We start from the raw sequence: 19193 nt of genomic DNA on the forward strand, positions 1-19193 counted from the left end.
GGGGGCTGCGGCGTCGGGCACGTGTCCATTATCCGCCCGCGCGTCCCTCCCACCGGGTAGTAGCGTGAGCCCCCCATGACCCCAGCAGAGATCGTGCTCACCCTCCGCGCCGCGGGCTGCGTGTTCGCCGAGGACGAGGCGGACCTGCTCGTCGCCGCGGCGACCTCTCCTGCGGAGCTCGACGACATGGTCTCGCACCGGGTCTCGGGGCTCCCGCTCGAGCAGGTCCTCGGCTGGGCCGAGTTCTGCGGCCTGCGCATCCTCGTCGAGCCCACGGTGTTCGTGCCGCGCAGGCGTTCGGAGCTCCTCGCAGGTTCGGCCCGGGACCTCACGGCCGAGCACGCGACGGTCGTGGACCTGTGCTGCGGCACGGGCGCGCTCGGCGCGGTGCTGCGTGCAGCCCGTCCCGGTATCGACCTGCACGCCGCGGACATCGACCCCGCGGCCGTTCGGTGCGCGCGCCGGAACCTTCACGGACAGGTCCACGAGGGCGACTTGTACGACGCGCTGCCCGAAGAGCTGCGAGGAACGGTCGACGTGCTCGTCGTCAACGCCCCGTACGTCCCGACCGACGCGATCGAGACCATGCCCCCCGAGGCCAGGCTCCACGAGGCCCGGGTCGCGCTCGACGGGGGTGCCGACGGGCTCGACGTGCACCGACGGGTCGCCGCCGACGCCGCGGCCTGGCTCGCCCCGGGCGGCCACCTGCTCATCGAGACGAGCGAGCGCCAGGCCCCCGTCGCGGTCGGGCTCTTCGAGCAGGCCGGGCTGGTCGCCCGGACGGTGACCGACGACGACCTCGGCGCGACCGTGGTGGTCGGCACGAACCCCGGGTAGCGGTCGACCGTCCCGGCCCGGCCCGGCCTGCACGTCCCGGCCCGTGCAGGTCCGAGGCCCACGTCCGGGGCCGGCCCGCGCAGGGCCGGCCCGTGAGGCCCGCCCCGTAGACTCGGGGGAATGCAGTGCCCCCACTTCGACGCCCACGAGTGCCGTTCGTGCACCCTCATGGGGCAGGGCTACGCCGCGCAGCTCGCCGACAAGCAGCGGCACGCGGGCGACCTCCTCGCGGCGCACGGGGGACTGCGGTGGGACCGCCCGTTCCCGAGCCAGGAGTCCGGCTTCCGCAACAAGGCCAAGATGGTCGTCGGCGGCACGGTCGAGCACCCGACGCTCGGCATCCTCGACGCGGGCGGGCGCGGCGTCGACCTCCAGGACTGCGGCCTGTACCCGGCGGACCTCCAGGCCGTCTTCCCCGTCCTCGCAGCGTTCGTCACGCGCGCCGCCCTCACGCCGTACGACGTGACGACGCGACGCGGTGAGCTCAAGAACGTGCTGGTCACGCAGTCGCCCGACGGCGAGTTCATGGTGCGCTTCGTGCTGCGCTCGCAGGAGCCGGTCTCGCGGCTGCGCAAGCACCTGCCGAGCCTGCTCGACGCGCTGCCGCAGGCGCGTGTGGTGTCGGCCAACATCCTGCCCGAGCACAAGGCCGCGCTCGAGGGGGACCAGGAGATCCTGCTCACCGAGGCCGACACCCTGACCATGCGCGTCAACGGCATCGAGATGCACCTGCGTCAGCAGAGCTTCTTCCAGACGAACACGGAGGTCGCCGCTGCGCTGTACCGGCAGGGGCGCGAGTGGGTCGACGAGGCCGCGCCAGCGAGCGTGTGGGACCTGTACTGCGGGGTCGGCGGGTTCGCGCTGCACTGTGCGGCGCCGGGGCGCGAGGTGGTCGGGATCGAGTCGAGCCGCGAGGCGATCGTGAGTGCCGAGCGCAGCGCCGAGCAGGCAGGGTTCGACGACCTGACGTTCCGGGCGGGTGACGCGACCGCGTTCGCTCTCGCGGCCGAGCGGGTCCCTGACCTGGTGATCGTGAACCCGCCGCGGCGCGGGATCGGCGCGGAGCTCGCGGGGTGGCTCGAGACCTCGACCGTGCGGCAGGTCGTCTACTCGAGCTGCAACGCCGAGTCGCTGGCCCGCGATCTCGCGGCCATGCCGTCGCTGCGCCCGGTGCGTGGCCGGGTGCTCGACATGTTCCCGCAGACCTCGCACTACGAGGTCATGGTCCTGCTCGAGCGCGCCTGAGCGCCCGAGGCCCTCAGCGGTCCCGGGCCGTGAGCCGCTCGGCCGCGTCGAGAGCCGCCGCGGCGAGCACGGCTCGCAGCCCTGCGACGTCGACGGGGGTCCCGTCGGGGGTCCGGTCCGGGACGCCGACGAGCAGGTCCGCCGCGACGGGCGGTTCGGGGACGTCGGGCGGGGGAGGCAGCTCGCCGAGGACCCGCGGGCCCGACGGCGTCGCTCCCGTCCCGGCGCCCCTCGCCGAGATCCCCTGCAACGCGTCGAGCACCTGCTCGCGCGACCGGCCGCGCAGGAGGAACAGCACGAACGGGTCGGCGTCGAGCAGCCAGCCGGCCTGGTAGCTGAGCGCCGCCGCGTGCAGGCAGGGCAGGTCCCAGGTGGGGCAGTCGCACTCGGGCTCGAGGTCACCGATCCCGGGGAGCAGCGTGACGTCGGCGTCGACGGCCGCGGCGACGACGTCCCGTGGCATCTCACCTGCGAGCAGGGCTGCGAGGCGTCCTGACCGTGAGGCGAGGGCTTCGAGGAACCTGTCCCACTCGTCGTCGGTCAGCGGCTCGAGCGACACGACCGTGTGGTACATCTCCCCATCGTCGTCTTGTACGCGGGCTTGGACTGCGCCAGGGCTGACCGTGATCGGACCGACCCGACCGGTCCGCGCGTAGGCGCGCCCCTTCTTGAGCGGACCCGCGTCGAGCGCGAACTCCTCCATCGCGCGCACCCACGAGCGTGCCCACCAGGACTGTCCGCGCCGTACGGCGCCCTTGGTCGCCGTACCGGTCGGCGGGAAGGCCGGGAAGCCCACGGCGCTCATGAGTGCCCCCTCTCTCCTGCAGAGGGAGATCGCTCGTCGCCGGCGGTGCCGGGCAGGTCGCTCGCGGGGAAACGCTCACCCTCGGACGCCCGCAGCGCCACGAGCTCGGCCAGGTCGTCCGTGCTGAGCTCGGAGATCGCGCCCTCGACCCCACCCGGTGCCAAGACCGCGTCGGCGAGCTCGCGCTTGGACTCGATCATGCGGGCGATGTGCTCCTCGATGGTTCCCTCGCTCGTCAGCCGGTGCACCTGGACGGGCCGGGTCTGACCGATCCGGTACGCCCGGTCGGTGGCCTGCTCCTCGACGGCCGGGTTCCACCAGCGGTCGTAGTGGATGACGTGGTCGGCCCGCGTGAGGTTGAGCCCGGTGCCTGCGGCCTTGAGCGAGAGCAGGAACACGGGCGGCATCTCCGTGGTCCTCTGGAACCGGGCGACCATCTGCTCGCGCTGGGCCACGGGCGTCCCACCGTGCAGCAGCATGGTCGGGACGCCGCGACGCGCGAGGCAGGACTCGAGGAGCCGGGCCATCGCGACGTACTGCGTGAACACGAGGATCGCGCCCTCCTCGGCCCGGACGGTCGCCACGAGCTCGGTGAACGCGTCGAGCTTGCCCGATCGTCCGGAGAGCCGGGGCTCGTCCTCGTGCAGGTACTGGGCCGGATGGTTGCAGATCTGCTTGAGGTGCGTGAGCAGGCCGCCGATCATGGCGCGGCGCCCCATACCCTCGGCGCGGTCGATCTCGTCGAGCGCCGACCGCACGGCGCCCTCGTAGAGCCCCACCTGCTCGGCCGTGAGGGGCACGACCTGGTCGGTCACGGTCTTGGGCGGCAGCTCGGGCGCGATCCCCGGGTCGGACTTGCGTCGTCGGAGCAGGAAGGGGCGGACCAGACGGGACAGCTTCTCGGCCAGCACGGGGTCGCGGGTCTGCTCGATCGGGTCGGCCCACCGGCGCCGGAACTGCCCGCGCGAGCCCAGCAGGCCGGGGTTGAGCCAGTCCATGACGGCCCACAGCTCGGTGAGGTTGTTCTCGACGGGGGTCCCGGACAGGGCGACGCGCGCCTCGGCGGGGATCGTCCGCAGGGCCTTCGCGGTGCTCGAGCCCGGGTTCTTGACGTGCTGGGCCTCGTCCGCGACGACGAGCCCCCAGCCGTGCGCCGCGAGCACGGGGGCGGCCTGGGACGAGTCCGACAGGACGGTCCCGTAGGTCGTCAGCACGAACCCGTCGGCGACCCCGCGCAGGTCGCGCGACGCGCCGTGGAAGCGCCGCACCGCGACGCCCGGTGCGAACCGGCGGATCTCCTGCTCCCAGTTGCCCAGGAGCGAGGCCGGGCACACGACCAGGGTGGGTCCGGTGCCCGCGCGCTCCCCGGTGGGACCTGCGACGTCGTCGGGCCGGGGGCGAGCGCGGTGCAGGTGCAGCGCGATGAGCGTGACGGTCTTTCCCAGGCCCATGTCGTCCGCGAGGCACGCGCCCAGGCCCAGCCCTGTCAGGCGTGCGAGCCAGCGCAGGCCGTCGAGCTGGTAGTCGCGCAGCGTCGCGCGGAGCCCCGGGGGGACGACGACGTCGCGCGCCGGGGCAGGGTCCTCGAGCTCGGCGCGCAGGCGGTCGAGCCAGGGCGTCGGGGTCACGGCGAGGTCCTGGTCGCCCACGCGGGCGACCCCGGTGAGCGCGGCCGCGACGGCGTCGAGCGCGGAGACGGGCTGGGGCGTGCGTCGCGTCGCGGCCGTGGCTGCGGCCGGGTCCGCGAGGACCCAGCGCCCCCGCAGCCGCACGACGGCGGAGCGCCCCTCCGCGTGGACGCGCGCCAGGTGCTCGCGCTCGGCCGCGGTGAGCCGTACACCGTCGAGCGTGAGCTCGTGCGTGAGAGTCATGGGCGACGACGGGACGGAACGCTGACGGCTGAGGCCGGACGATCCGAGCAGAGCGGGCAGGGCCCGGCGCTCACCGGCCGGGTCGTCACCGGGGACCTCGGTCGGGGAGAAGACCGCGACCGACCGGACATGACCTGCGAGGCCTGCGGGCCACTCGACCGCGATCCCGGTCGCGGCCAGCGACGCGGAGCCCTCGGCGAGGAGCTCGCGGACGTCGGCCGGGGCGAGCACGAGCGCGCGGGGGACGGGTTGGTCGAGCAGCTCGTCGAGCGGAGGCCAGGCCGTCGCTCCCGCGCGCAGGCGGACCAGGACGTCGCCGACCTCTTCCTGCGCCTCGCGCGTTCGTGTGCCGGACCGGGCCGCGGCCCAGAGCTCGTCAGCGGTGCGGGACCCGGCGGGGCCGCGGACGACCACGGTCGCGCGCCAGTCGCACGTGGCCAGGTCCTCGTGACGGTCGTCTTCGGCAGGCAGCGGGTCGTCCTCAGCGGCCCGTGGACCGGCGGTGCGGAGCACGAGCGGCTCGAGCCGCAGGCTCACGGCCACGCGGGGGTCGAGGAGGGCCGTGGCATCGTGCACCCAGGCCACCAGCTGGTCGGGGACGGGGGCCGCGTCGGCGGCGACCCGCCGGCCGTCGACCGCGTCGGCGGCGAGCGCCTCGGCGGCACCCCGGCTCGTGCCGGCTCCCGGCCTCGCGACCAGGCCGCGCGCCACCCCGCGAGGTGCTCCGACGCTCGCCCCGACCTCCCGGACCAGGGTGTCGGCCACGGCATCCATGGCGCCCCGGACCAGGGAAGTCCGGGTGCCCGTGCCGCTCGTCGCGCCCGGTCCTCGCCCGTCGGACGGCATGGCCTCGGTGAGCGCGTCCAGACGGTCGAGCGAGGGGCCGTCGAGCGGGCCGACCCGCCACCCCACCGAGGGCGGCGCACCGTCGGCCTCGGCCGGTCTCGCCGCTCCGGCCGAGGCAGCCGGCCCGCCGGTGCCCGTCGACCTCCCGGTGTCCTCCCGGACCACGGGAACCAGGCGCCCAGCCGCGACATGGCTCAGTGCCTCGGCGCACACCGCGCCCCAGAACACCTCGTCGGGTGACGCGTCGCCCGACGCCCACGCGTCGAGCAGGTCGTCGACCGTTCCCCGGTCCCAGTGCTCGGGCGAGGCGAGAGCGGCGGCGCCGGCGCCCCGTCGTGGCGCGGTCGGTCCCGTCGAGAGGGGGGCTGCTGGGGTCACGAGGCCTTCCTGGTACGCCGTCCGTCGACGTTTCCCGAGCCGATCAACGTACGATGTACGCAGATCATTCCCGACAGTTCGGGTGAACGTCGGGCACTCCTCGATGATCCCTGACCCCGACCGAGGAGGCAGCCCGTGCCGACCCCCACGCCCAGCCCAGCTCCCCCCGCGCCGCGCGACCCCGCGCGGACCCTCGCCCTTCTCTGGGGTCTGCACGCCGACCGTGGCGCGCGGGGCCCCCAGCAGTCCCGGACGCCCGACGACGTGGCACGTGCCGCCGTCGGGCTCGCGGACCAGGACGGGGCGCTCACGGGGCTCTCGATGCGCAAGGTCGCGGCCGCGCTGGGCATCGGCACCATGTCGCTCTACACCTACGTGCAGAACAAGGACGACCTCGTGGACCTGGTGGTCGACCGTGCCTACGGCGAGCTCTATCCCCAGGGGCGTGCGACGGGGACGACGTGGCAGGACCGGCTGCGATCGGTGGCCCGCGCGAACTGGGACCTGTTCGCGGCCCACCCGTGGCTCCTCGACGTCGACCTCGCGCGCCCCGTCCTGGGACCGGGCGAGACCCGCAAGTACGACGTCGAGCTCCGAGCGATCGAGGGAGTCGGACTCGACGACGTCGCGATGGACGCGACCGTGACGCTCGTCGTGGGCCAGGCGACCACCGCTGCACGCCGCGCTCGCGCGGCCCGCGCCGCACACGAGGCCAGCGGCCAGACCGACGACGAGTGGTGGGCCGCGAACGCCCCGCTCCTCGAGCGCATCAGCGCGATGAGCACGTTCACGGTCGCGGGCCGCGTCGGCGCGACGGTCGGCGAGGCGCAGCAGTCGGCGTACTCGGCCGAGGCCGAGCTCGACTTCGGGATCGAGCGCATCGTCGCGGGCGTCGAGGCCCTGGTCGCATGAGCTCGAAGCCCTCACCCGATGGGTCGCGCGCGGGCCGTCCGGGCGCTCGGCTGGTCTCGGCTGCGCAGGTTCTGCTCGCCCTCGCCGGGATCCTCTACCTGGGGGTCGTCGTCGAGGCGGCGGCGGGCTGGCCCCTCGACCCCGCGCGGTCGTACCTGTCCGAGCTCGCGGCGCTCGACCAGGCCACCTCACCCCTCTTCCGGTCCACCGACGTGGCGTCGGGAGCCTTGGTGCTCGTGGGCCTCGCCCTCCTGGGGACGGCGTACGTGCGCGCCCGCCGGGCGGGCGCGCCGGCCGCGACCCTCGGGCAGAAGGTGACGTTCTGGGCGTTCGTCGCGTTCGGCCTCGCGACCGTGGCGGACGCCCTGCTGCCGCTCGACTGCGCGCTCTCGGTGGGCGACTGCGCGGCACGCGAGGCGGCCGGGGAGCTCAGCCTCGCTCACGAGGCGCACACCTTCTCGAGCGTGGCCTCGGGAGTCAGCTCGTTCGTCGCGAGCGCGGGGGTCGTGTGGCTCGCGCGTGCCCGACGGCGCACCCTCCTCGGCTTCTCGGCGCGCCTCGCGGGCGCGCTGGGACCGTTCCTGGGGGTCGTGACCGGCACGATCGGCCTGTTCGGCAGCCCGCTCCCCGTCGGGACCGGGATCGTGCAGCGCGTCCAGGTCGTCGCGTTCTCCGTGGTGCTCGTGCTGGCCGTGCAGGTCCTGACGCTGCGCCGGCCGCGCCGGCGCGCACCGGAGACAGATGCTCCCCAGGACGGCACAGCGCGCTCCCCGGTGGCGCACAGCGAGCCGTGATGGACTGTGCCGCATGGCTTCGGCGATCATCGCACCGGCACCCACGACCTGGGTCGTCCTCCCGGGTCTCCTGCTCGCCCCCTCGGACATGGAGCCCGTCGCCCGCGTGGTGCGTGAGCAGTACCCGGACGCGACGGTCCTGGTGCTCGACTCCTGGGACACCGCCGTCACGGCCCCGGTCGGGGAGGTCCGTGCCCAGCTCGGGCTGGTCGAGGCCCAGGCGCCGGGCAGCGTCGGGCTCGTGGGGCACAGCGTGGGTGGCCTGGCCGCGATCGAGTGGGCGCTGACCCACCCCGAGGAGGTCGGCGCCGTGCTGCTGCTCGACCCCACGACCCCGTTCCTCCCGCGGCGTCCCGAGCGTCCGGCCCCCGTGGGACTGACGCTCCTCGCGGAACGGGTCGTCCACACGAGCGGCCTGCTGCTCTCTCGCTGCCCCGCGGTGACGAGGTGGGGGCCCGCGCTGCGTCGTCGGGCCTGGTACGACGCGACGCACCGCCCCGACCCGCTGCCCGACGACGAGGCCGTCCGCCGTTACGGCACGCCCGAGGCGTGGCGCCTGCTCACCGGGCAGTACGAGCAGAGCTGGGCGCAGGCAGAACGGGTCACCGAGCTCTTCGCGCGTGACGCGGGCGCGCTGCAGAGGCTCGCCGTGCGCCCGGTCCAGCTCGTCGGCTGGGGGCGGCGTGGCCAGGGGGCGTTCCTGCGCGAGGAGCGTGAGCTCGGCGCTCGGCTGGGCGCGAAGGTCTACGGCCTGCGCGGCGAGGGGCACATGTTCCCGCTCACCCGTCCGGACGTCGTCGCGCAGGTCCTGCGCGGAGAGGTTCCCGACGGGGCCGTGGCCCCCACGGTGGAGGCGGCGTTCGCCTGAGTGCCGGCTACCAGCCGGACGCGTACTCGAAGTGCCACGGCTCGGGCTTGGAACCGTTGGTCCGGGCCCAGGCCGGGTTGTCCCATCCGTAGAGCGGGGCGTTGGCGCGCAGCCACTTGTACTGGGCCGAGCCGGGGTTCGACGCGGGAGAGGTCAGGTCGATCGCCAGGCCCCAGCCGTGGTTGGACGTGCCGGGCACTGCCGCGAGGCCGGGCTTGGCCGCGCGGGTCGCGACCTGGCTGGCGTAGGAGCGGTACGAGTCTGTCAGGCCGATCGGCTCGCCGAAGCGCTGCTGGTAGGCCGCGGACAGCTCCTCGAGCATCGCCGCCGCGTCGCAACGCAGCATGTGGCTGCGAGCGAACGAGAGCGTCGTCAGGGCGGAAGCCGGGATCTTGCCGTTCGCGTAGTTCGTGGACCCGCACTGGGCGAGCAGGTTCGCCGCGCGCACGCGGCGCTCGGCCGCGAGCTCGCCGGGGGTCGCCGGAGCCGGCGTGACGCCGGAAGCGCCCGTCTCGCCGAAGTCCTGGAGCAGGACCGCGACCCGGTTCGCCGCGCGGGCGACGTCCTCGCTGGTCGCCGGGGCGGCGGCCTCGGTGTCGACCTCTGCGGCGGTCTCCGTCGTCAGGGCTGTGCGCTCGCTCGAACGCGAGGCACGGTCCGTGCCCTGGGCGCGCTCGGCGATCAGGGACTCGGTGAGCGCGGCCAGCTCGGCCTTCGCGTCAGCGAGGTCCTGCGGGCTCGTGGCCCGGTCTGCGGCGGGGCCGTCGGCGCGGGTGAGGAGGTCCTGCGCCTGGCTGAGGAGCTGCTCCTCGGCGTCGACCTCTTGCTGGGCGAGCTCGGTCGTGGTGTCGCCGGCCTCGTCGTCCGCGAGGTCCGTCCGCATGCCGCCAGGGGCGAAGTCCCCCGAGGCCGTGCTGGGAAGCACCAGAGGGACGCACGCCAGGGCACCCACGAAGGCTGCACCCGTCGCCGCGCGGGCCACGAACTTGGAGCCGAACAGAGGTCCGCGCGTCGGTGCTGCCGTGGCAACGACCGGGGTGGGACCCGTAGCCGGTCCGCCGGTCTTGCGCTCACGTCGTGTGAGAGGGGCGAAGGGGTGCTCGACCGTCGCCGCGTCGTACGACGCGGGTTCGACGACCGGGCTCTGCGGGGCCGCGACGACGGGCGTGGGGGTCGAGCGCAGAGGGGTCGGGGCGGGTACCAGGACGACCGGGATCTCACCTGAGGGTGTCTGCAGCGGCGCGACGGGCTCGGCGGCACGCTGGATGCCCGTGGGCGGGAAGGGCGAGACGCGGGGAGCCGCGGGCCGGGCTGCGACCGGAGCCTCGACGGGGGCCATGGCGCGGGCCGCGGCGGCCGGGGAGACGGCCGGGCTGGCAGGGGCCGGGCGGGCGGGGGCTGGTGCCTGGTGCGAGCCGGCGAAGTGGGCCGGGACGGAGAGCGACGGCTCGACGGGGGCCGGAGGAGCGGCGACCTGGGGCACCGCGAACGTCGCAGGACGGGGCGCGGTGTGGCGGTGCTCGACGTGCAGCGAGTCCGTGTGGGCGCGTCCCTCGAGGCCTGCTGCGGCGAGCTCGCGTGCTCGGAGCTCGGCCTGACGTTGACGCCGCGTGGGGGTCGGCGCGGCGCCGTGCGGGCGCTGCTGGACCGGTGCGGACGTTTCCACCTGAGGTGACTCCTGTGCTCTGGACGGCCTCCCGGGGGAGGACGCTGCTGACTGCCGTGGTGCGGGAGCCAGTGGTCGTTGCCGTCCGTGCTGCGCCCGATCGTCGCCTACGTTACCCGTTCGTTATCGCTCTGTGTGACGCCATCCACACCCCACGACGATCTCTCCGCACGGTGGTGCGGAAAACTCGTGCGGAGCATCCCTCGGCGGCACGTCGGACTGGCCAGGACCGGTCCGATACGCGAAGGTTGGCCGGATGCCGACGGGCGGCACGGGAGCGAGGACGACGATGCTGTACCTGTTCGCCGTGGTGTTCGGTGCGGGCACGGGGGTGGTCCTCGACCATCTCAAGAAGCAGCGCTCGCCCGAGGGTCGCGTCGCTGTCCCCATGACCGCCCTCGTGCTGGCTTTCGCGGCCGGAGGCGGGGCCTTCGCCGCTGCGGGCCCGGGGGAGCCCTTCCTCGTCGGGGTGGCCCTGGTCTCGATGGCGCTCGGGATGGTGCTCGCTTCGAGGCGCCGTCGGGCGTGACGTCCCAGGGACGCCGGACCGGGATCGGTCGGGCTCGCCGTCGATCTACCCCACCGATCTCGGTCCCGCCCCCGACGAGCTCTCGCTCAGCCGCGGCCCGACGGCCGAACGAACGGGAACGCGAGCGTCTCGCGGATGCTCGCACCGATGAGCATCATGTAGACGCGGTCGACCCCGATCCCGAGCCCGCCCGTGGGCGGCATCGCGAACTCCAGGGCGGACAGGAACTCCTCGTCGACCTCCATGGCCTCGGGGTCGCCCGCGGCGGCCAGCAGGGACTGCTGCGTGAGGCGTTCGCGCTGGTCCACAGGGTCGATGAGCTCCGAGTACGCGGTGCCCAGCTCGGCGCCGAACGCCACGAGGTCCCACCGCTCGGCGAGCCGCGGGTCGCGGCGGTGCGTGCGGGTCAGCGGCGAGGTCTCGAGCGGGAAGTCCGTGTAGAACGTGGGCTCGACGGTCTGCCCTTCGACGAACGCGTCGTACAGCTCGGTGACGATCGCGCCGTGCGTCATGGTCGGGGTCCAGTGGACGCCCTTCTCCTCGCAGATCGCCTGGAGCGTCTCGAGGGGAGTGTCTGGCGTGACCTCCTGGCCCACCGCCCGGGACACGGCCCCGTGCACGGTGTGGACGGGCCACTCGCCGTCGAGCCGGACCACGGTCCCGTCGGCCCGGCGTGAGACCGGCTCGCCGTGCACCGCGATCGCGGCCTCGATGATGAGGTCACGGGTGAGGACGCGCATCGACGTGTAGTCGCCGTACGCCTGGTAGGCCTCGAGCGACGTGAACTCGGGGTTGTGGGTCGCGTCGGCGCCCTCGTTGCGGAAGTTGCGGCCCAGCTCGAACACCTTGCCGACCCCGCCGATCGCGAGCCGCTTGAGGAACAGCTCGGGCGCGATGCGCAGGTACAGGTCCACGTCGTAGGCGTTGATGTGCGTCGTGAAGGGGCGGGCGTTCGCGCCACCGTGCACGCGCTGCAGGATCGGGGTCTCGACCTCGATGAACTCGCGCGCCGCGAGCGAGTCGCGCAGCGACTTCACGGCCGCGCTGCGGCCCCGCAGGACCTGGGCCGTGCGGGTGTCGAGGGCGAGCTCCATGTGCTTGAGCCGGACCTTGGCCTCGGCGTCGGCGAGCCCCCGGTGCTTGTCGGGGGGTGAGGTCAGGGCCTTGGAGGCCATGCACCAGGCGGTGCCGTGGATCGAGAGCTCGCCGCGCCGGCTGCGGGTCAGGTCGCCCGTGACGCTCACCTGGTCGCCCAGGTCGACGGCCCGACGCCACAGCGCGAGGTCCGGGCCCGGCCGGTCCGCGGTGAACATGACCTGGATCTCGTCGGTGCCCTCGCGCAGGTCGGCGAAGATCACGCCGCCGTGGTCGCGCAGCCGCACCACGCGCCCGACGACGGACAGGTCGCCCGCGGAGGGCACGTCGCCGGGAGAGGTGCTCGCCCCCGCGGGTGCGCCGACGTCGGGCACGCGGGCGCCCAGGCGCACGGCCTCGCCGATCGAGACCGTCCGGGGGACCGAGACCGGGTAGGGCTCCATGCCCGCGGTCCGCAGGACGCCGAGCTTGGCGTGCCGCGTGGCCTGCTGCTCGGTCAGGCGGCGCGTGGGCGCCGAGACCGTGAGCAGCGCGGTCTCCTGGGCGCGCACGGCCTCGGCGAAGGCCGCGGAGACCTCGGGCCGGTGCAGGTCGGGGGACCGGTCGCGGCGGTGGAGGAGGTTCGGGGTGTTCGGCAGGAAGCCCTCGGCCTGGCCGACCGCGAAGATGACCTGCGTGAGCTGTCCCGCGTTCTGGTAGCAGAGCAGGCGCGGCTTCCAGTCCGGCAGGTACTTCTCGTTCGACTTGTAGAGCGAGTCGAGCTGCCAGAACCGCGACGCGATCAGCAGCACGCGCCGGTTGAAGCGCTGGACCGGGGTCGCCCCGATGCGGGCGCCCTGCTCGAACGACCCGCGGAACATCGCGAAGTTCATCGAGATGCGGTCGATCCCCATGCCGCGGCCCGCGGCCACGAGCTCGGTGACCATGAACTCGGTGACGCCGCTGACGGCCTGCGGGTGGCGGCGCATGACGTCGAGCGACAGGCCGCGGCGTCCCCACGGCACGAAAGACAGCAGGCCGCGCGGGTTCCCGTCGGCGTCGTGCGCCGAGACGATCATCTCGCGCGGGTCCGCGGGATCTCCGAGGCGGCTCAACGACATCGAGAATCCGCGCTCCTCGCCGTGGCGCCACTCGTCGGCCACGGCGACCAGCTTCGCGAGCTCGTCGGGGGCGATCTCCGACTGGCGGCGGACCAGGACGCGGTAGCCCTCGCGCTCCGGGCGCGCGACCGCGTGCCGGACGGACCGCATGGCCGGGCCGTCGAGGTTGAACGTGCGCGTGTTGATGATGGCCTCGTCGCCCAGCGCGATCGGGTGCAGGTCCACCGCCTGGAAGGCCTTGGCGCCGAGCTCGCTCGTCGACAGCACCGCGGGGACCCAGCCGAACCGGCGGGCGTGCGCACGCCACTGCTCGATCGCGTCGGGCCAGCTCGCCTTGTCACCGATCGGGTCGCCCGCCGCGAGGCACACTCCCGAGATGACCCGGTAGGAGATCGCCGCCCGCTGGTCCTGCGAGAAGACCGCGCTGCGGTCCCAGCGGGTCGCGAAGTACTCGAGCGAGTCGTCGCTCGGGTGCTCGAGCAGGAGCTTGCGCACCGCGAGCTCGTCCGCGGCCTCGACCTTGGCATCGTGCGGGGCGGAGCGCATGAACACCGCGATCGCCAGGACCAGCGCCAGGGCCGAGATGAGGCCTGCGAGCAGGGCGAGCCATGCGGGGCCCATGCCGTCGGCGTGCAACGGGTAGTCGCTGGGCGCGAGGCCCGTCGCGACCGACAGGCTCCAGTTCACCCGGTTGCGGATCCCGTGCAGCGTGTTCGGGACGACCTCCAGGAGGAGGAGGGTGACGAACGCGGAGAGCGCGACACCGATGACGAGCACGAGGATCGCCCGCCACCAGGCCCCCTTGCTGACCTTCGCCGGGAACGCCGAGCGGGCCGCGATCAGCAGGATCACGGCTGCGACCGCCACGATCCAGGACGCGACCTCGAGGGGAGTCAGGACCAGGCCGTCCGACCGCAGGGCCTGCTTGTCGTCGTCGAACACCCACAGGAGGCCGACGGCGAGCCCCAGCACCGCGACCGGGAGCTGCCACAGGAGGACCACGAACCACAGGGCCGCACGCTGCCTGCGTAGGAGACCGCTCGCGATCACCCCGACCAGGACCACCGAGAACACGCTCGGGAAGGTGGGGAGGTTCAGCACCGCGAGCCAGTCGCTCACGGTCCGCACGAAGCCCGGGGCGAACAGGAGCAGGATCAGCGCGAGCACGAGCCAGAACGCGACGGCCTGCACGATCCGGCCCGTCCAGGACGCGACCGCCTCCGCCCAGGGGGGAGCAGACGTGCGAGAGAGTGAGGTCGAGCGGGGCATGCGTGCTCCTTGAGGACGACGGTGCACCCATTCAAGCGCAGGAGCTCTGGTTGCGAGAGGTGGAGCGAGTCCGGCCGTGGCACTGACCGTCGCCGGGAGCCGGGCGGCCCGCTCGCCGTCGGAGGTTTCTCCGGGGCGAGCGGGGCCGCTGCGTCCAGCGTCGGTCAGTGGCTCCAGTAGCCCCCGCAGGCTCCCATGATCGCGTCCCCACCGAGGTGCCAGTTCCGTATGGTCTCCGCGCTCGACTGGATCGCCCACCAGACACGCGGTGAGGCGATCCACCGAGCCTTGATCTCTCGGTAGACCGAGGAGTCCACGGCTCGCGCCGGGTCGGCGGCGAGCGCAACGACGTCGGCTTGGGCGATGGCGCTGACCTCTCCCGTTCCGTTCAAGCTCGACTCGAAGGCGGAGCAGACGGCCCGGTCCTCGAGTGCCGGCGGTGGAGCCACCGGTGTCGCGCCGACGATCTCCTGGAGCGTGATGATCGGCTTGGCCCCCGAGCCGTCGAAGGTCGCGGTAAAGGTACCGAGCAGCCGGGAGAAGCTCTCCCAGTCCTGCAGGTCGTCGGGGACCAGGGCGCCGCCGTGAAGCTCCAGGCTCCACCCGTCGTCGCTCGTCGTACGAGGCCGTCCGCCGGTCTCCGTGTTCGGTTCGATCGTGAGAGTTCGCACGCCGGCAGGGCCGTCGGTCAGGGGCGTGTGCGCGAACAGGTCGAGCGAGACCGGGGCGCCCGTCGTGGCGGCCCTGCGCAAGGCCGCGAAGACCGCCGAGGTGTCGGCACCGATCGCGTCCCGGACGACGACCGGCTCCTGTGCGGGGGTGACCGGGTCCGGCTCGGGAGCGATCGTCAGCGGGACCGGTTCGGCGACGAGCCACCCGTCGAACAGGGCCCCGGTCGTCTCCTCGTCCCAGGTCCCGTCCGCTCGGAGGGCCGAGTAGCCCGTGAGCGGGAACCGGTGCAGCGCGAACACCTCGTAGTCACCCGCCGGGAGCGGCGACGGCTGCGTGGTGGTCGGGTCGCACGACGCGGACGAAGCGAGCTCGAGCTCCCAGGTCGCCGAGGAGCCTGGGGCAGGCGTGGCCTCACCCGTGGTCTCGGCAGCAGGGAGCGGCGAGCTGACGATGACCCCGCCCTGGGTGACGATGTACGCGCCCGTGGCCGAGTCGGCGTACCGGAGGCGCGCGTCGCCGTCGAACCGCAGGAGGACCGGTGCGGTCACGGAGCCGGCTGTCTGCGCCGTGAGGGCGGGCACCCCGACGCTCAGGTGGGCGGGCAGGTCGTCGCCCGTCGGGATCGGGGCAGGCTGCTGGCACGCGAGAGCCGTGGCGTCGATCCCTGCAGGGAAGGTCGGCGATGCGGGCGTCTGCGTCGGGATCGCCGAGGGGGACGGGGACTCGGCCGGAGCGACGGGCGTGGGTCGGACTCCCTGCGGGAGCGTGATCGCCGCGACGCCCAGCGCCCCGGCGACGCACAGCGTGGTCGCCCCCAGGGCGACCTTCTTCGCTGCCCGACGGCGGCGCGTGCGTCCGCGGACGACGTCCAGGTGGGTGTCGAGCCCCGGGAGGGACGCGTCGTCGACCAGGTCGCGCAGGGCGCTGCGCAGCTCGTCGTCGTGGTTCCAGGGGCCGATGTGGGTGGCGTTCACTGGGTGTTCCTCCCGTTCGTCGCTGCGGGGGTCGGCAGGTCCTGTGCCGGTGTGGTGGGTGGCTTCGCGCGGGACGGCGAGGCCGGTTCCGTCGTCCGTTCCGCCTTCCGGGCCGGGCCGGGCCGGGCCGGTGTCGTGGCGTCGACCGGCAGCGCCGGCACGGCCGGGGCAGCTGCCCCCAGCGTCTGCTGCATGACGGTCATCGCATCGGACAGGTGCCGCTTGACGGTCCCCTCGGCGCACCCGAGCTCCTCGGCGATGCGGGGGACGGTCAGGTCCTCGTAGTACCGGAGCACGACGCACGCGCGCTGGCGCGGCGTCAGCCCCGCGAGCGCCTTGGCCGTGTCGGCGCGGGCCGACGCAGGTGCCTCCGGGCCGGGGACGGACTCCCGCTGCCCGACGAGGTGCCGCAGCCCGAGCCAGCTCCGTCGACGGCGGTAGCCGTCGAGGTAGAGCGTGAGGATCGCCCGTCGCACGTACCCCTCGAGGTGTGCGACGGGGCGCTCGGCCTCGCTGCGGGGGGCGTCGTCGAGCGTGAAGAGCCTCGTCCCGCCCGAGGGCGACGTCGGCGCGGGCTGTCGGGACGCCGTCGGGCCCCTTCCACGAAGCCGTGAGAACACCTTGACGAGTGCGTCCTGCACCACGTCCTCCGCATCGCGCCTGTTCCCGCAGAGCAGGTAGGCGTACCCCGTGAGCGCTTGCCCGCGCTGTGCTGTCAGCGCGGCGAGCTCGTCGTCCCAGGTGGCCACCGATCCCCCTTCGTCCTGTGCGTGACCACCCGTGGTGGGTGGTGTCACTGATCATGACGGTCGGCCGCGCCGGATCGTTGGGGTGCTCTCTCGTGAAGACCTGCACGACGTCGCGTGACGTGCGCCACACATGGCTAGACTCGGGCGCATCCTCCGGGGGTGCCGGAGGTCAGCCGGTGACCCCGGTCCAGCAGTCGTCAAGGAGGACGGATGCTCACGCTCAGCTCCACCAGTCTCACGATCGTCGCGGTGATCGGGGCCATCGGGCTCGCCGCGCTGGTCTTCGCCTTCGTGCTCAGACGTCAGGTCCTCGCGGCGCCCGAGGGGACCGCGAAGATGCAGGACATCGCGCAAGCGATCCAGGAAGGGGCGTCGGCCTACCTCAACCGGCAGTTCCGCACGCTCGCCCTGTTCGCGGTCATCGTGTTCGGTCTCCTGTTCCTGCTGCCGGGGGACGCCGGCATCAAGGTAGGGCGTTCGGTCGCGTTCCTCGTGGGCGCCGGGTTCTCGGCGTGCATCGGGTACCTGGGGATGTGGCTCGCGGTGCGCGCGAACGTGCGCGTCGCGTCGGCCGCGACCAGACCCGGCGGCCGTGCCGAGGGGGCCCGCGTGGCCTTCCGCACCGGAGGCGTGGTGGGGATGTCCGTCGTGGGTTTAGGGCTGCTCGGTGCGGCAGGGGTCGTCCTGCTGTACCGAGGGGACGCGCCGGCTGTGCTCGAGGGGTTCGGGTTCGGGGCTGCTCTGCTCGCGATGTTCATGCGCGTGGGCGGCGGGATCTTCACCAAGGCGGCGGACGTCGGTGCCGACCTGGTGGGCAAGGTCGAGCAGGGGATCCCCGAGGATGACCCGCGCAACGCGGCGACCATCGCGGACAACGTGGGCGACAACGTGGGCGACTGCGCGGGCATGGCCGCCGACCTGTTCGAGTCCTACGCCGTCATGCTCGTCGCGGCCCTCATCCTGGGCAAGGCCGCGATGGGTGAGCAGGGGCTCGTCTTCCCGCTGATCGTCACGGCGATCGGCGCGTTCGTCGCGGTGCTGGGCGTGTTCATCACGCGTATCCGCGGCGAGGAGAACGGCCTGCGGGCCATCTACCGCGGGTTCTACCTCTCGGCGCTGCTCGGCGCGGTCCTGGCCGGGGTCGCGGCGTTCGCGTACCTCCCGTCGTCGTTCTCCGAGCTGTCGGGCACCGCGGACCTGGGCGACGTCACGAGCGACCCGCGCGTGGTCGCGGCGCTCGCGGTCCTCATCGGCGTGGTCCTGGCGGGCATCATCCTGTGGGTCACGGGCTACTTCACGGGCACGACGTCGAAGCCCACCCTCCACGTCGCCGCCACCTCGCGCACGGGGGCGGCCACGGTCGTCCTGTCCGGCATCGGGGTCGGGTTCGAGTCCGCGGTCTACACCGCGGGCATCATCGCGGCTGCCATCTGCGGCGTCTTCCTCATCGCGGGCGGCTCGGTCTGGCTCTCGCTGTTCCTCATCGCGCTCGCAGGCTGCGGGCTCCTGACGACCGTGGGCGTGATCGTCGCGATGGACACGTTCGGTCCGGTGTCCGACAACGCGCAGGGCATCTACGAGATGTCCGTGGGCGAGGCGGGCGACGGCGACCCGGAGGCCGCGCAGATCCTCACCGACCTCGACGCCGTGGGCAACACGACCAAGGCCATCACCAAGGGCATCGCGATCGCGACCGCGGTCCTCGCGGCGACCGCGCTGTTCGGGTCCTACGCGGACGCGGTGGGCGGGGCGCTCGCGGACATCACGAACCCGGCCGGTGGGCTCGTGGTCTCGATGCTCGACTACTCGATCATCTCGCCCATCACCCTGGTCGGCGTGATCCTCGGGGCGGCGACCGTCTTCCTGTTCTCGGGCCTCGCGATCGACGCCGTGACCCGCGCGGCCGGTGCGATCGTCTACGAGGTGCGCCGCCAGTTCCGCGAGCACCCCGGGATCATGACGTACGACGAGCGCCCCGAGTACGGCAAGGTCGTCGACATCTGCACGCGCGACTCGTTGCGCGAGCTCGCGACGCCCGGCCTGCTGGCAGCGTTCGCGCCCATCGCGGTGGGCTTCGGCCTGGGGGTGGGCCCGCTCGCGGGCTTCCTCGCGGGGGCCATCGGCGCGGGCGTGCTCATGGCGGTCTTCCTGGCGAACTCCGGGGGCGCGTGGGACAACGCGAAGAAGATCGTCGAGGACGGCGCGTACGGCGGCAAGGGGTCCCCGGCGCACGAGGCGACCGTCGTCGGCGACACCGTGGGCGACCCGTTCAAGGACACGGCCGGTCCGGCGATCAACCCGCTGCTCAAGGTCATGAACCTGGTCTCGGTGCTCATCGCCCCCGCTGTCGTGCTCCTGAGCGTCCCCGAGGACGCCAACCACACCCTGCGCATCGGCATCGCGGTGGTCGCGGCGGGCATCGCGTTCGGGGCGGTCATCCTGTCGAGGCTGCGCGCGGCGCGCGTCGACCGCGAGCAGATGTCCGAGGAGCCGCAGGCGGTGCGCACGAGCTGAGGCTCGTCCGCCGACCAGCCGTCAGGAGCGGGCAGGGCGATCGCCCTGCCCGCTCCCTCAGCCCAGCAC

At 73.5% G+C, this 19193-nt stretch carries 13 protein-coding genes; 7 read left to right on the forward strand and 6 right to left on the reverse strand.

Annotated elements, in window-relative coordinates; genetic code table 11:
* Nucleotides 1–75: 75 nt before the first annotated feature.
* Both ACFWFR_RS01390 and rlmC read left to right on the forward strand, forming a co-directional pair.
* Nucleotides 76–837, forward strand: coding sequence for a putative protein N(5)-glutamine methyltransferase (locus ACFWFR_RS01390; RefSeq protein ID WP_377620704.1), 762 nt, complete (start codon nt 76–78; stop codon nt 835–837).
* Nucleotides 838–957: 120 nt separating this feature from the next.
* Nucleotides 958–2082 carry a 23S rRNA (uracil(747)-C(5))-methyltransferase RlmC gene (gene rlmC, locus ACFWFR_RS01395; protein WP_377620706.1) on the forward strand — a complete coding sequence of 375 codons (1125 nt, stop codon included), beginning with the start codon at nt 958–960 and terminating at the stop codon, nt 2080–2082.
* Between the two features lie 13 nt (nt 2083–2095).
* On the opposite strand, the gene ACFWFR_RS01400 is transcribed toward rlmC, so the two are convergent.
* Both ACFWFR_RS01400 and ACFWFR_RS01405 read right to left on the reverse strand, forming a co-directional pair.
* Nucleotides 2096–2887, reverse strand: coding sequence for an SWIM zinc finger family protein (locus tag ACFWFR_RS01400; protein WP_377620708.1), 792 nt, complete (start codon nt 2885–2887; stop codon nt 2096–2098).
* Nucleotides 2884–5982, reverse strand: a complete 3099-nt coding sequence (locus tag ACFWFR_RS01405) for a DEAD/DEAH box helicase (protein WP_377620710.1) — start codon at nt 5980–5982, stop codon at nt 2884–2886. Before ACFWFR_RS01405 ends, ACFWFR_RS01400 begins: the two co-directional genes overlap by 4 nt.
* 135 nt (nt 5983–6117) lie before the next feature.
* Here ACFWFR_RS01405 and ACFWFR_RS01410 point away from each other — a divergent pair, with 135 nt between their 5' ends.
* Genes ACFWFR_RS01410 through ACFWFR_RS01420 form a run of 3 tightly spaced genes read left to right on the forward strand, consistent with a single transcriptional unit; the run spans nt 6118 to nt 8556 of the window.
* On the forward strand, nt 6118–6894 hold the full coding sequence (locus ACFWFR_RS01410; protein WP_191800735.1) for a TetR/AcrR family transcriptional regulator: 777 nt from the start codon (nt 6118–6120) through the stop codon (nt 6892–6894).
* Nucleotides 6891–7688, forward strand: a complete 798-nt coding sequence (locus tag ACFWFR_RS01415) for a DUF998 domain-containing protein (RefSeq protein ID WP_377620712.1) — start codon at nt 6891–6893, stop codon at nt 7686–7688. The genes ACFWFR_RS01410 and ACFWFR_RS01415 overlap by 4 nt, the downstream gene beginning before the upstream one ends.
* A gap of 13 nt (nt 7689–7701) precedes the next feature.
* Nucleotides 7702–8556 (forward strand): alpha/beta fold hydrolase, encoded by an 855-nt coding sequence (locus ACFWFR_RS01420; RefSeq protein WP_191800739.1) that lies wholly within the window; start codon nt 7702–7704, stop codon nt 8554–8556.
* 7 nt (nt 8557–8563) lie between these two features.
* Here ACFWFR_RS01420 and ACFWFR_RS01425 read toward each other — a convergent pair whose 3' ends face one another.
* Nucleotides 8564–10222, reverse strand: a complete 1659-nt coding sequence (locus tag ACFWFR_RS01425) for a D-alanyl-D-alanine carboxypeptidase family protein (RefSeq protein WP_377620714.1) — start codon at nt 10220–10222, stop codon at nt 8564–8566.
* 289 nt (nt 10223–10511) lie between these two features.
* Between ACFWFR_RS01425 and ACFWFR_RS01430 the strand changes: the two genes are divergently transcribed.
* Nucleotides 10512–10751: a hypothetical protein gene (locus ACFWFR_RS01430; RefSeq protein ID WP_377618331.1), complete on the forward strand. Its 240-nt coding sequence runs from the start codon at nt 10512–10514 to the stop codon at nt 10749–10751.
* Between the two features lie 86 nt (nt 10752–10837).
* Here ACFWFR_RS01430 and lysX read toward each other — a convergent pair whose 3' ends face one another.
* The 3 genes from lysX to ACFWFR_RS01445 all read right to left on the reverse strand — a co-directional run bounded on the left by lysX (nt 10838) and on the right by ACFWFR_RS01445 (nt 16610).
* A complete protein-coding gene (lysX, locus tag ACFWFR_RS01435; RefSeq protein WP_377620716.1) occupies nt 10838–14215 on the reverse strand; it encodes a bifunctional lysylphosphatidylglycerol synthetase/lysine--tRNA ligase LysX in 3378 nt (1125 codons plus the stop codon).
* Nucleotides 14216–14379: 164 nt separating this feature from the next.
* A complete protein-coding gene (locus ACFWFR_RS01440; protein ID WP_377620718.1) occupies nt 14380–15861 on the reverse strand; it encodes a hypothetical protein in 1482 nt (493 codons plus the stop codon).
* A complete protein-coding gene (locus ACFWFR_RS01445) occupies nt 15858–16610 on the reverse strand; it encodes an RNA polymerase sigma factor (protein WP_377618336.1) in 753 nt (250 codons plus the stop codon). Before ACFWFR_RS01445 ends, ACFWFR_RS01440 begins: the two co-directional genes overlap by 4 nt.
* 210 nt (nt 16611–16820) lie before the next feature.
* On the opposite strand from ACFWFR_RS01445, the gene ACFWFR_RS01450 reads away from it, so the two are divergent.
* A complete protein-coding gene (locus ACFWFR_RS01450; protein WP_056649293.1) occupies nt 16821–19124 on the forward strand; it encodes a sodium-translocating pyrophosphatase in 2304 nt (767 codons plus the stop codon).
* Nucleotides 19125–19193: the final 69 nt, after the last annotated feature.

The organism is Oerskovia sp. NPDC060287, assembly GCF_042726775.1.
GTDB lineage: Bacteria > Actinomycetota > Actinomycetes > Actinomycetales > Cellulomonadaceae > Oerskovia > Oerskovia merdavium.